We start from the raw sequence: 12,117 nt of genomic DNA on the forward strand, positions 1-12,117 counted from the left end.
TCGGCCGCACCCCCGCCTCGTGCGCGCGGTCAGCGCTCGGCAGGTTCCGGGACTTCCTCCCGTGCGGGGGAGTTCCCGGGCGCGGCGCCGGGCTTGCGCAGGATCAGGACGCTGAGCGCGGCGCCGGCCAGGGTCACCACCGCGGCCACCCAGCCCGCCCGCTGCAGGCCCGCCACCACGGCGTCGGATCCGGCGGTGGCGCCCACCCCGGCGGTGGCGACCGCGACCAGCGCGGCCAGGCCCACCGCGGAACCGATGTACTGCGAGGTCGAGGCCAGTGCCGAAGCCACGCCCTGCTGCTCGGCGGGCACCCCGGTGGAGACCGCCACGAAGATCGGCGGGAACGACAGCCCGGCGAACACGCCCCACAGCACCACGCCCGGCAGCACGGCCCAGTAGGCCCCCGCGGTCGACATGCCCAGCGCCAGCGCGATCATCGACGCCGCCACCCCGGCCATGCCGGTGACGAGCGTGGTGCGGATGCCGAAGCGGTTGAGCATCAGCGGCACCACCTTCGCCGAGGCCGCCATGCTGCACAGGCTCAGCGGCAGGAAGGCGAACCCGGCCTGGAGCGGCGTGTAGCCCAGCACGGTCTGCAGGTAGGTGGTGAACAGGTAGTACTGGGTGCCGACGGTGCCCATGAACACGAAGATCACCGCGATCGCCGCGACCACGTTGCGGTTGCGGAAGATCCGCAGCGGCACCAGCGGATCCCGGGTGCGGGACTCGATCCCGAGGAAGGCGACCAGCAGCAGCGCGCCGACCACCACGGCGCCACCGCCGCGGGCCGTGAGCCAGCCCGTCTCCGGTCCGCTGACCAGGCCGAACACCACCAGCGTCGCACCGGCGGTGGAGGTCAGCGCGCCCGGCAGGTCGAAACCGCGCGCACCGGTGCCCGGCGCGTCCGCCGCGAGCAGCGAGGGCGTGGCCAGCAGGGCGAGGGCGACCAGCGGGACGTTGACGATGAACACCCACTCCCAGCCGAGCAAGCTGGTGAGCACCCCACCGCCGAGCGCGCCGACGGCGGCGCCGGAGGCGCCCGCGGCGCCCCAGATGGCCATCGCGCGGTTGCGGCTCGGGCCCTCCGCGAAGCTGCTCGTGACGAGCTTGAGCGTCGAGGGGGTGAGCAGCGCGGCGCCCAGGCCCTGCACGGCGCGGGCGACGATGAGCATCGCGGGGCTCACGGCCAGCCCGGCCGCCAGCGAGGAGAGGCCGAACAGCGCCAGTCCGAGGACGAACATCCGCCGGGCGCCGAGCCGGTCCGCGGCGCGACCGCCGAGCAGCAGGAACCCGCCGAAAGCCACGGTGTAGGCGCTGACCACGGCTTGCAGGGACTGGTCGGAGAAGTCCAGCGCGCGGCCGATCTCGGGCAGCGCGACGAACACGATGTCGAAGTCGATGGCGGTCATGAACTGGGCGAAGGCCAGCAGGGCGAGGACGAGCCCGGGCCTGGGGGCCGGTCGGGCGGCTGTCTCGTTCACGGTTTCCTCTCTCGGATGTCCGGACGGGCGTGCTGGGTGGTGCGGGTGCGGGGTCTCGGCGCCACCCCGCCGCGGGCGCGTGCTCGGCCCGTGCGGGGCGGTGGCGGAGGTTCCGCAGCGGTCCAGGGTCGGCTCCGGGGAGCCGTCGACCGGGCCGTCCTGCGGTCAGTCTGCGGCGCCGCGACAGCGCTCGGAAGGAGGCACTTCCTTGTGCCACGGGAACATCGATGTGTCCGTCCGGGCAGCGGGCCCGGGCCGGGCGGCGGGAGCGACGACGGTCACACGTCCGGGGGTCATGCGGTGCGCGCCGCAGCGCCCCACAGGTCGACCGGCAGGTCGTCGCGCCGCTTCACCCCGAGCTTGCGGAACACCCGGGTGAGGTGCTGCTCCACGGTGCTGGCCGTGACGAACAGCTTCTCGGCGATCTCCCGGTTGGTGTAGCCCATCACGGCCAGGGAGGCGACCCGGCGCTCGGATTCGGTCAGCCGCGCGGCCCGGTCGTCGGAGTCGCCGGTGGCGACCGGCGTCGCCGCCTCCCCGCTGATCGACAGGAGCCGTTCGCACAGGGCGTCCGCCCCGGACGCGCTGGCCAGGTGCCACGCGCGGCGGAACATCCGGCGGGCGCGGCGGTTGTCCTTGAGCTCGTGGTGGGCCTGCCCGAGGTCGGCCAGCACCCTCGCCTGCTCGTACCGGTCACCGCACTGCTCCAGCAGGTCCAGCGCCTCGCCGAGCAGTTGCGGTCGCCGCCGGGGCGGGTTCGTCGACGCCACCAGGCGCAGCGCCAGACCGCGGCAGCGCACCCGCTCGGTGCCCGCCTGGGCCAGTTCGTCGTAGAGCAGCCGCCGCGCCTCGTCGGTGTTGCCGAGCAGCAGCCAGGCCTCCGCCGCGTTGATCCGCCACGGCACCAGGCCGGACTGGGCCAGCCCCCAGTCGCGGGTCAGATCGCGGCAGGCCAGGAAATCGGCCAGCGCCGCGTGCCCGTGCCGGGTGGCCAGGTAGTACTCGCCGCGGGCGAACAGGTAGTGCAGTCCGTAGCGGCTGCGGAACACCGCCTCGTCCACCGGGCGGGCCAGGTGCCGGGCCGCCTCGTCGTAGCGGCCCAGGCGGGTGTTGGCCTGCACGAGGGTGCTCAGCGGCAGGCCGATCGCCACGCCCCACGCCTGCGGCGGGAGGTGGTGCAGCGCGGCTTCGGCGTGCTCCACGGCCGCGGCGTTCTCGCCGCGCCGGGCCGCGATCTCGGCGCGGACGCTGAAGACCACCGCCCGGCGGGTCGGCGTGCACCGCTGCGGGTCCTCGGAGAGCAGCCGTCGGCACCACTCGGCCGTGGTCTCCGTCCGCTCCGCGTGCAGCAGGACCATCAGCGCGAAGGTGGTCGCTTCGTCCGACCACACGGTCGTCCGGGTGCGGTGCACGTCGCGCAGCACCCGCTCGGCGTGCTCGACGGCCTCGTGGCTGCGTCCCCGGGCCAGCACGTCGGCGAGCACCGCGGTGGAGTGCAGCCAGGGGTCGTCCCCGGTGAGCTGCGGCGAGTCGGTGCGCGGGCCGCTCCGGGGGCGCTGCCAGCGGTGCGCCAGCGACGGGTGGGAGTAGGCCAGCCACGACTCGATGTCGTGCAGCTCGCCGCTCGCCGCGTCCGCACCGGTGCCCCGCAGCCGGCGCAGCACCTGCTGCGCCTCGTCGATCCGGCCGTGCCACAGCAGCTGGCGGACCAGCACGACGTGGTCGGCGCGGTCGAGCTGGCCGGCCGAGGCGGCGGCGACCAGCGGTGCCAGGTGCCGCAGCACGGAGGACGGTTGCAGCCGCCATTCCGCCTCTGCCAGCCGGGCCCGGATCGCGGCCTGCTCCGCGGGCCGCCGGGTGGACTCGTGGGCCAGCTCCAGGCATCGCGCGGCGAACTCCGGCGATCCCTCCAGCAGCGCGAGCTCGGCGGCCTCCCGCAGCGCCCGCTGGGCCCAGGCGGGCCCCGCCGAGCCGGCCGCCACGAGCTGGGCGGCGATCGAGGAGGCGTCCGCGCCGCGGTCGCGCAGCAGCTCGGCGGCGCGCCGCCGGATGCCGCCCAGCTCGGCGGCGCCGGTTTCGCCGAGCACCGCGGTGATGGCCTGCGCGCTGCGCAACCTGCCGTCGTCGAGCAGCCCGGCCGCGCACAGGTCGGTCAGCGCGCGCCGCACGTCCGGGATCTCGGCGCCGACCACGCGGGCGAGCTCCGCCGGGGTCACCTCCCGGTCCAGCACCGCCAGCGCGCGGGCGCACCCGCGCACCACCGGACCACCGCGGTGCAGGCAGCTCAGCAGCGCCAGGTCGTGATCGCGCGGTGCGGTGCCCCCCTCGTGGTCGTCGAGGACCGCGTTGAGCAGCAGCGGGTTCCCGCCGGTGCGGGAGTGGAGGTCCGCGCCGAGCCGCTGCGCGGTGACGTCGTCGGTCCGGCGCCGCACCACTTCGGTCACCTCGCACACCGACAGCGGCGCGAGGACCGCGTGCCGGAAGTGCGGCTGCCTGCTCAGCTCGGTGCGCAGCGGCCCGGGCGCCGTCCCGATCCCGGAGGTGAGCACGACGAGCACCCGCGAGGACCGCGACCTGCCGACGAGCTGGAGCAACCAGCGCGCGGAGTCGTCGTCGAGGTGCTGCGCGTCGTCGACGCAGATCAGCACCGGCACCTCGGCGGCGACGTCGAGCGCGGCGGCGCGCAGCCGCTGCAACGTCCGCGCCCGCTCGGCCTCCTCCACCGGCCCGCCGAGCAGGTCGGTGGGCCGGTCGACGAGCCCGCGCGCGAGCTGGTCCAGCGCCCCGAAGGGCACTTGGCGCTCGGTCTCGGCGCAGACCGCCTGCACCGTCCGGAACCCCGCCTGCTCGGCCTGCTCCACCGTGGTGCGCAGCAGCTCCGTCTTGCCCCCGCCGAGCGGTCCTTCGACCAGGACGACCGAGCCCCGCCCACGCAGGCAATCGTCGTGCGCCCGCCGCAGGATCGCGAGCTGCGCCGCGCGCTCGGATGCAGGTGCGCGCCGCAGCGTCGCAGCGCCTCTCGAATCGACTCCGTTCACGCTCATAGGTGCCGTACCCGCCACTCAGTTGTCGCCGGAAACATCCGGGACCGGACGGTAGCAACGGAATGGGCGCGCACCCGGGTTCTGCGCCCATTCCCGGAGAACTGGCCGCCCATCGTTGAAACCGAGCGCACCCGCGTTACCTGCCGCGCTGTGATCGCCGCTACAACGGGAACCGGGATGGGCGCGGAATTACCCGGGCGTGGGCGGTCGGTGGTGGCGACGACCCGGGATGGACCGGTTTCGCGGCTACTCTGCGCGGGACGTTGCGACGTGAATTCTGGAGTTGTGCGATGCGAATCCTGCTCGGAGTCCTGTCCGGGATCCTGGCGTTGGTGTTCCTGGCGATCGGCGCGATGAAGATCTTCAACACGGAGGTCTTCGTCGGTCAGCTCGGTCTGCCGTCGGGGATGGTCGTGGTGCTGGGTCTGCTGGAGGTGGCCGGTGCGCTCGGGCTGCTGGCCGGGTTCAAGATCAGGGTGCTCGGCGCGGCGGCGGCGATCGGCCTGGTCCTGATGATGCTCGGCGCGGTCGGCTTCCACGTGATCAGCGGCGACCTGCTGCAGAACGGTCTGATGCCGGTGGTCTTGCTGATCGTGGCCGCCGCGAACGCGGTCCTGCAGTTCCGGATCGGCGTGCGCCCGGTGGCGCAGGTCCGGGCCTCCACCGCGAGCTGAGCGCGGCACCGGGGCGAGGTGGCGCATGGGCTTGCTGGGAATCGACATCGGCGGGACCAAGGTCGCCTTCCGCGCGGCGGACGGCCGCGCGCCGTACGAGTCGGCGGTGCGCTGGTCGGACTCCGGTGACGTGCGGCGCGATCTGGCGGTCCTGCGCGCGGGCGCGCTCGCGGCCCGGGCGGCGGCCGGCCCGCCCGGCGGGGTCGGGATCGCGCTACCGGCCACGGTGGACGGTGCCGGCCGGGTCACGAGCTGGCCGAACCGGCCCGGCTGGGTCGGCCTCGACTGGCACGGCGCGCTCGCCGAGCTGTTCCCGGACGTGCCGGTGCGCACCGCCGACGACGGGGACCTCGCGGCGCTGGCGGAAGCCGACCACGCCGGGAGCACCGACGTGCTGTACTTCGGCGTCGGCACCGGGATCGGCGGTGGTGCCGTCCTCGACGGCCGTCCGCTGCCCGGCCCGCGCCGCGGTTCCTGCGAGATCGGGCACGTGATCGCCGATCCCGCAGGCCCGCGGTGCGATTGCGGCCGGCGCGGCTGCCTGCAGGCGTTGGCCTCCGGCCCGGCCACCCTGCGCTACGCCGGAGAGCTGCGCGGCGGCGAGACCGGGTACGAGGAGCTGCGCGCGGCGTGGCGGTCCGGGCAGGAGTGGGCGGTGGCCGCGGTGCGGCGGAGCTGCACCGCGCTGGCCACCGTCGCGATCGGCACCGCCGAGCTGCTGCACCCCGAGCTCGTTCTGGTGGGCGGCGGTTTCGCCGCCGGACTGCCGGGGTTCGCCGAGGTGGTGGCCGAGGGCGTCGCCGAGCTGGCCCGACCGGGCCAACCGGTGCCGCGGGTGGGCGCCGCCGGTCTGGGCGGGTTGTCCTCCCTGCACGGCGCCGTGCTGCTGGCCCGGCAGGGCTGACGGTGGCGTGCGCGCGACGGCGGTCGCGCGCACGCCACCCTCAAGCGCGCGGAACCCGCTCGGCGGGTCCCCTCGCCGCCGTGCTCGCGGAACCGCTGAGCACCCGCGACGAGCCGCCCGCGGGACCGCGCAGGGTGCCGCGGTGGCTCAGCCGTCGACCAGGCCCAGCAGCGCCCGGGCGGCGAGCCGGTAGCCGGTGGCCCCCAGACCGGCGATGAGACCGCTCGCCAGCGGGGCCATGACCGACTCGTGCCGGAAGCTCTCCCGCGCCCACACGTTCGACAGGTGCACCTCGATCCACGGGTTCGGGTAGTTCGCCAGCGCGTCGCGCAGGCTCCAGCCCGCGATCATCAGCGCGCCCGGGTTCACGATCGCCCCGACGGTCTCGTAGCTGTCGTGGAGGGTGCGCACGAGCGCGCCTTCGCAGTCGTCCTGGACGGCGCGGACGCGCCAGCCCCGCGGGGCGATCTCCGCGGCCACCGACGCCTCGACATCGGCCAGCGTTTCGGTGCCGTACACCTCCGGTTCTCGCTTACCCAGGATTCCCAGGTTCGGTCCGTTCAGCAGGAGCAGTTCGCGCAACGGTCACCTCGGTGCTCGATTCGTCACGGGCGCTGCCGGAATCGCGGAAGAATGCGATCGTCCGGGCGATCTCGTTATAGCACCGGATTTCCGGGCGCGGACCGACGTCGGCGGTGATCGCCGGAACCAGGGGGGTCCTAGGGGGGCGCTAGGGGACATGACGGGCCCCGCGAGCTGCGGTAGCGTCCACGGCGTTCGCGGACACGTGCCGCCGATCCCCCGGAATGGCGGGGAATCCTGGAACCTGGGGGCAGCGCGGTCCGCCCGTGGCACTTCCGTCCTCAGTGGATCACGGCAGCGCCTTCGGCGGACGTGTTCGTCTCCGCGCGAATCGCCGCAGCGCGATCGCGCTCCTGTCGCCGGCGGTCTTGAGAATCGAGTGGAGAATCATGAGCGGTGCACGGATGGCATCCGAATTCCCGGTGTGGCCCCAGCACGGCGAGGCCGAGCGCACCGGCCTGATCCGGGCCCTGGACCAGGGCCAGTGGTGGCGCATGGGCGGTGGTGAGGTCGACGCCTTCGAGCGCGAGTTCGCCGAGCACCACGGTGCCGAGCACGCCTTGGCGGTCACCAACGGCACGCACGCCCTCGAGCTGGCGCTGCAGGTGCTCGGGGTCGGCCCCGGCAGCGAGGTGATCGTCCCGGCCTTCACGTTCATCTCCTCGTCCCAGGCGGCGCAGCGGCTCGGTGCCGTCGCGGTCCCCGTCGACGTGGACCCCGAGACCTACTGCATCGACGTCGCCGCCACCGAGCGCGCGATCACCGACCGCACCAAGGCGATCATGCCGGTGCACATGGCCGGCCACTTCGCCAACATGACCGGCCTGCAGAAGCTCGCCGACGACGCGGGGATCGCGATCGTCCAGGACGCCGCGCACTCGCACGGCGCGCAGTGGATGGGCAAGCGCGTCGGCGAGCTCGGGTCGGTGGCCGCGTTCAGCTTCCAGAACGGCAAGCTGATGACGGCGGGGGAGGGCGGCGCGGTGCTGTTCCCGAACGCCGAGCTGCACGAGACCGCCTTCCTGCGGCACAGCTGCGGGCGCCCGCCGACCGATCGCCGCTACTTCCACAAGACCTCCGGGTCGAATTTCCGGCTCAACGAATTCTCGGCGAGCGTGCTGCGCGCCCAGCTCTCCCGGCTGGAGGAGCAGATCGAGACCCGGGAGCAGCGCTGGCCGCTGCTGGCCAACCTGCTCGCCGAGATCCCCGGCGTCGTGCCGCAGGGCCGGGACAAGCGCTGCGACCGCAACCCGCACTACATGGCGATGTTCCGCATCCCCGGCATCAGCGAGCAGCGGCGCAACGAGCTGGTCGACACGCTGGTCGAGCGCGGCGTGCCCGCCTTCGCGGCGTTCCGGGCGATCTACCGCTGCGACGGCTTCTGGGAGACCGCCGCGCCCGCGGAGTCGGTCGAGGACATCGCGCGCCGGTGCCCGAACACCGAGGCCATCAACCAGGACTGCATCTGGTTGCACCACCGCACCCTGCTCGGCACCGAGCAGCAGATGCACGAGCTCGCCGAGGTCGTCGCGGACACCGTGGAGAGCAGGTGAGCGGCCCCGGCGCCACCGCACCGGCGGACGGCGGGCCAATCCGCACCGCCGTGGTGGGGCTGGGCTGGGCGGCGCGATCGATCTGGCTGCCCCGGCTGGAGCGGCACCCGGCGTTCGCCGCGGCGGCGGCCGTCGACCCGGATCCGGCCGTCCGGGCCACCGCGGCGCGCGAGCACCCCGGCCCGGCGCTGCTGTCGTCGGTGGACCAGGTGCGGCCCGAGGAGATCGACCTGGCGGTCGTCGCGGTGCCCAACCACCTGCACTGCGCGGTCGCCTGCGCGCTGCTGGAACGGGGCGTGCCGGTGTTCCTGGAGAAGCCGGTGTGCCTGGACTCCGCGGAGGCGGCCCGCCTCGCCGAGGCGGAGCGGGTCGGCGGTGCGGTGCTGCTGGCGGGCAGCGCGGCCCGCTGCCGGGCCGACGTGCGCGCGCTGGCCGAGCTCGCCGCCAAGATCGGCACCGTCCGGCACGTCGACGTGTCCTGGGTGCGCTCGCGCGGGATCCCCAGCGCGGGCGGGTGGTTCACCGACCGGGCGAAGTCGGGCGGCGGCGCGCTGGTCGACCTGGGCTGGCACCTGCTGGACGTGCTCACCGACCTGCTCGGTCCGGTGGCGGTCGACCAGGTCGTCGGTTCGGTGACCGACGACTTCCTGCACGACGGGGCGTGGCGGGCGGTCTGGCGGAAGGAGGCGTCGACCGCCGCCGGCGGTGACGTCGAGGACACCGCCCGGGCCTTCCTGGTCACCGGGACCGGGGTGAGCGCGTCGCTGCGCGCGAGCTGGGCCTCCCACGAGCCCCGCGACGTCACCGCGATCCGCATCGAGGGCAGCGCCGGGATCGCCGAGCTGCGCTGCACCTTCGGGTTCAGCCCGAACCGCGACGGCGGGCCGGTGCTGACCCTGACCCGCGACGGCGAGCCGGAGGCCGTCGCGGTGCCGGCCGAGGAGATCGGTGCCGAGTACCACCGCCAGCTCGACGAGCTGGCCGCGCTGCTGGCCGATCCGGCGGCGCGCGGGCGGGCCGTCGCGGACGCCACCCGCACGATCGGCGTGATCGAACGGGTCTACGCCTCCGCCGCCCGGACCCGCCGTTGAACCCAGGACGTGCCGAGAGGAGACGTGGGTGGACAGCAACACGACGATCCAACGACAGCGGCCGCTGGCGGCCGAAGAGGGCATCGCGGCCGTGGTGTTCGACCTCGACGGTGTGCTGGTGGACAGCTTCGGGGTGATGCAGCAGGCGTTCGCCCGCGCCTACGCCGAGGTCGTCGGGGAGGGCGCGGCCCCGTTCGACGAGTACCGCAAGCACCTGGGCCGGTACTTCCCGGACATCATGCGGATCATGGACCTGCCCTTGGAGCTGGAGGAGCCGTTCGTCCGGGAGAGCTACCGGCTCGCCGACCGGGTGCGCCTGTTCGACGGGGTCCGGGAGCTGCTGTCGGACCTGCGCGGTCGCGGCGTCCGGATGGCCGTGGCCACCGGCAAGAGCGGCCCGCGGGCGCGCTCGTTGCTCGACGGGCTGGGCGTGCTGGGGCACTTCGAGCACGTCATCGGCTCCGACGAGGTGGCCCGGGCGAAGCCGGCCCCCGACATCGTGCTGCGGGCGCTGGAGCTGCTCGACACCCCGGCGCACCGCGCGGTGATGGTGGGTGACGCCGTCACCGACCTCGTCGCCGCCCGCGAGGCGGGTGTCCGGGGCATCGCGGCGACGTGGGCCGAGGCCGACGTGGCGGCGCTGCTGGGCGCGGAGCCGGACGCCGTGCTGGGCGTCCCGGACGAGTTGCTGGCGCTGGTGGCGCCGCCGCGCTGACCGGACGCGACAACGGCCCCGGACCGCTCGGTCCGGGGCCGATGCCGTTCAGCCGCGCGGCATCGCCGCCAGCACCCCGGTGACGACCGGCTCGGGCACGTCCTGCACCAGGTCCGGCCCGTCCGGTCCGTCCAGCACGAACGCCAGGCCCGAGGTGGCCTTCTTGTCCAGCCGCACCAGTTCCAGCAAGCGTTCGGTGCGCACCTCGGTGGGCAGCCGCCACGGCAGCCCGTAGTGCCGCACGACCTCCTCGTGCTCGGCGGCGCGCCGCTGGTCGATGCGGCCCAGCTCCGCGGCCAGGCGACCGGCGAAGGCGGTGCCGATGGCGACGGCCTCGCCGTGGCGCAGCGCGTAGTCCGTGGCCCGTTCGAGGGCGTGGCCGAGGGTGTGGCCGTAGTTGAGCAGGTGCCTGCGGCCGGTGTCGCGCTCGTCGGCGGCCACCACCGAGGCCTTCAGCGCCACGCTGGCGGCGATCTGCTCGGGCAGCGACCGGCCGCGCAGGTCCCCGGCCCCGATGAAGTGGCAGCGGGCGATCTCGCCGTAGCCGTTGATCCGCTCCCGCTCGGGCAGGGTCGCCAGCAGGTCGGTGTCGCACAGCACGGCCTTCGGCTGCCAGTAGGCGCCGACCAGGTTCTTGCCCTCGGGCAGGTTGACCGCGGTCTTGCCGCCGACGCTGGCGTCCACCTGGGCGAGCAGCGAGCTCGGCAGGTGGATGACGGGCACGCCGCGGTGGAACAGGGCGGCGGCCAGACCGGCGGAGTCGGTGACCGTGCCGCCACCGCAGGAGATCACCACGTCCGACCGGGTCAGGCCGAACTCGGCGAACCGGCGGCACATGGACTCCACTGTGGACAAGGTCTTGTCGTGCTCGCCGTCGCGTGCGGTCAGCACCAGGGTCGGCACGCCGAGGTTCGGCAGGACTTCGGGCGGCCGGGCGGTGACCACCGCGGCCTTGCCCGCGCCCAGGCCCGCGACCAGCTCGGGCAGCAACCGCCGCACGCCGGGACCCACGTGCACGTCGTAACCGCGTTCGTCCAGGTCGACCCGAATCCTGGTGGCCGTTCCGGCCAGGTCCGCCGTCACGGCCGGCTCCCCCGGCGTGGGCCAGCGCCGGTTCCGCGGTCCGCACGCCGCGACCGGTGCGGTGCGCGGTGCGGAGCAGCCGCGCGGTCAGCGCCTGGACCGGTCCGCCGATCCCCATCCGGTGATGGGTGCGGTGGGCGTGGTCGAACAGCAGGTAGTTCCAGGGCGTGGTGCCCTCGGCCGCGGTCGCGGCGAGCTCCTCCACCGCCTCGGCGTACCGGCGCCACGCCGTGCCCGCCTCGTCGCCCTGGTCGGGGACCGCCTCCAGCACCTCGTCGACCTGCCGGTCGGCGTGCGCGCCGAGCTCCACCCGTTCGCCGGGGGAGAGCGGGGCGGCCCAGCTCTGCCAGCACTGGAACAGGAACGCCGAGCGCTGCCCGGCCGCGACGTGGTCGCTGAGCCGGTCCAGGTGCAGTGCGGTGAACGGGAGCTGGCGGGCGGGGGACAGCTCGCCGTCGCGCAGCACCTCCAGGGCGAGTTCGCTGCCGAGCGCGGCGAGGGCCAGCGCGGTGCCCGACAGCGCCGCCGGATCCGCCTCGCACGGGCGCGGGGCGAGGTGCACCCCGGGGTGCGCCGCCGCGGTCTCGCGCGCGGCGGCGTCCCGCGCGGTCGGGGTGGTGTGCGACCACACCGCCAGGATCGGCTCGGGGTGGTCCTGGCGCTCGAAGAACCACCGGCCGTCCGGGTCTTCGGCGCGCAGCAGGGCCGCGAGGGTGCGCAGCGCGGCGAGCGGTTCGCCCGTCGTCGCTTCGGGATTCGGGGACGTCTGCACGAGTAGGAGTGACCAGTCACGCGTCAACGCAAAGCACCTCGGCGAATGTGCGAACGGACGGGGGAAGCGCGGGACGCCGCCGGGCGGGCTCGCCCGGCGGGACATCGGGGCCCGCGCCCGCCCGACACTAGTTCCGACGAGCGCCTCCGCGCCACGCGCAACCGGCGAGAACGCCGCAGCAGTCCGAAGTTAGGGACGTCCTAGGGGGGTGTGCAGGG

General features: G+C 74.6%; 10 protein-coding genes. 6 read left to right on the top strand and 4 right to left on the bottom strand.

The genetic code is table 11. The features are described 5' to 3' along the window. Window positions 1-29: 29 nt before the first annotated feature. Both ACQP0T_RS11305 and ACQP0T_RS11310 read right to left on the bottom strand, forming a co-directional pair. A complete protein-coding gene (locus ACQP0T_RS11305) occupies window positions 30-1,481 on the bottom strand; it encodes an MFS transporter (RefSeq protein WP_433872782.1) in 1,452 nt (483 codons plus the stop codon). Window positions 1,482-1,774: 293 nt separating this feature from the next. Further along, a complete protein-coding gene (locus ACQP0T_RS11310; RefSeq protein ID WP_433872784.1) occupies window positions 1,775-4,519 on the bottom strand; it encodes an AAA family ATPase in 2,745 nt (914 codons plus the stop codon). Between the two features lie 296 nt (window positions 4,520-4,815). On the opposite strand from ACQP0T_RS11310, the gene ACQP0T_RS11315 reads away from it, so the two are divergent. Then, a complete protein-coding gene (locus tag ACQP0T_RS11315) occupies window positions 4,816-5,199 on the top strand; it encodes a DoxX family protein (RefSeq protein WP_433872786.1) in 384 nt (127 codons plus the stop codon). 25 nt (window positions 5,200-5,224) lie between these two features. Then, window positions 5,225-6,103: an ROK family protein gene (locus tag ACQP0T_RS11320; protein ID WP_433872788.1), complete on the top strand. Its 879-nt coding sequence runs from the start codon at window positions 5,225-5,227 to the stop codon at window positions 6,101-6,103. 147 nt (window positions 6,104-6,250) lie between these two features. On the opposite strand, the gene ACQP0T_RS11325 is transcribed toward ACQP0T_RS11320, so the two are convergent. Beyond that, window positions 6,251-6,685 (bottom strand): type II 3-dehydroquinate dehydratase, encoded by a 435-nt coding sequence (locus ACQP0T_RS11325; protein WP_433872790.1) that lies wholly within the window; start codon window positions 6,683-6,685, stop codon window positions 6,251-6,253. A gap of 389 nt (window positions 6,686-7,074) precedes the next feature. On the opposite strand from ACQP0T_RS11325, the gene ACQP0T_RS11330 reads away from it, so the two are divergent. Genes ACQP0T_RS11330 through ACQP0T_RS11340 form a run of 3 tightly spaced genes read left to right on the top strand, consistent with a single transcriptional unit; the run spans window position 7,075 to window position 10,044 of the window. Continuing rightward, complete coding sequence (locus tag ACQP0T_RS11330; protein ID WP_433872792.1) at window positions 7,075-8,238, top strand: DegT/DnrJ/EryC1/StrS family aminotransferase; 1,164 nt, start codon at window positions 7,075-7,077, stop codon at window positions 8,236-8,238. Beyond that, the gene (locus ACQP0T_RS11335) at window positions 8,235-9,329 is read left to right on the top strand and encodes a Gfo/Idh/MocA family protein (RefSeq protein ID WP_433872794.1); all 1,095 of its coding nucleotides are present in this window, start codon (window positions 8,235-8,237) and stop codon (window positions 9,327-9,329) included. Before ACQP0T_RS11330 ends, ACQP0T_RS11335 begins: the two co-directional genes overlap by 4 nt. A 28-nt stretch (window positions 9,330-9,357) precedes the next feature. Further along, window positions 9,358-10,044: an HAD-IA family hydrolase gene (locus ACQP0T_RS11340; RefSeq protein WP_433872796.1), complete on the top strand. Its 687-nt coding sequence runs from the start codon at window positions 9,358-9,360 to the stop codon at window positions 10,042-10,044. Window positions 10,045-10,092: 48 nt separating this feature from the next. Here the strand turns inward: ACQP0T_RS11340 and ACQP0T_RS11345 are convergent, their stop codons facing one another. Further along, a complete protein-coding gene (locus tag ACQP0T_RS11345; RefSeq protein WP_433872798.1) occupies window positions 10,093-11,127 on the bottom strand; it encodes a 3-dehydroquinate synthase family protein in 1,035 nt (344 codons plus the stop codon). A 16-nt stretch (window positions 11,128-11,143) separates the two neighbouring features. Here ACQP0T_RS11345 and ACQP0T_RS11350 point away from each other — a divergent pair, with 16 nt between their 5' ends. Continuing rightward, window positions 11,144-11,905, top strand: coding sequence for a hypothetical protein (locus ACQP0T_RS11350; protein WP_433872800.1), 762 nt, complete (start codon window positions 11,144-11,146; stop codon window positions 11,903-11,905). Window positions 11,906-12,117: the final 212 nt, after the last annotated feature.

This window comes from Saccharopolyspora sp. CA-218241 (assembly GCF_050954615.1).
Taxonomy (GTDB): Bacteria; Actinomycetota; Actinomycetes; order Mycobacteriales; family Pseudonocardiaceae; genus Saccharopolyspora; species Saccharopolyspora cebuensis.

What these genes read in the sequence shown, in the direction of transcription:
- ACQP0T_RS11315 (WP_433872786.1), top strand. Translation starts at nt 4,816, where the DNA reads ATGCGAATCCTGCTCGGAGTCCTGTCCGGGATCCTGGCGTTGGTGTTC.
- ACQP0T_RS11320 (WP_433872788.1), top strand. Translation starts at nt 5,225, where the DNA reads ATGGGCTTGCTGGGAATCGACATCGGCGGGACCAAGGTCGCCTTCCGC.
- ACQP0T_RS11330 (WP_433872792.1), top strand. Translation starts at nt 7,075, where the DNA reads ATGAGCGGTGCACGGATGGCATCCGAATTCCCGGTGTGGCCCCAGCAC.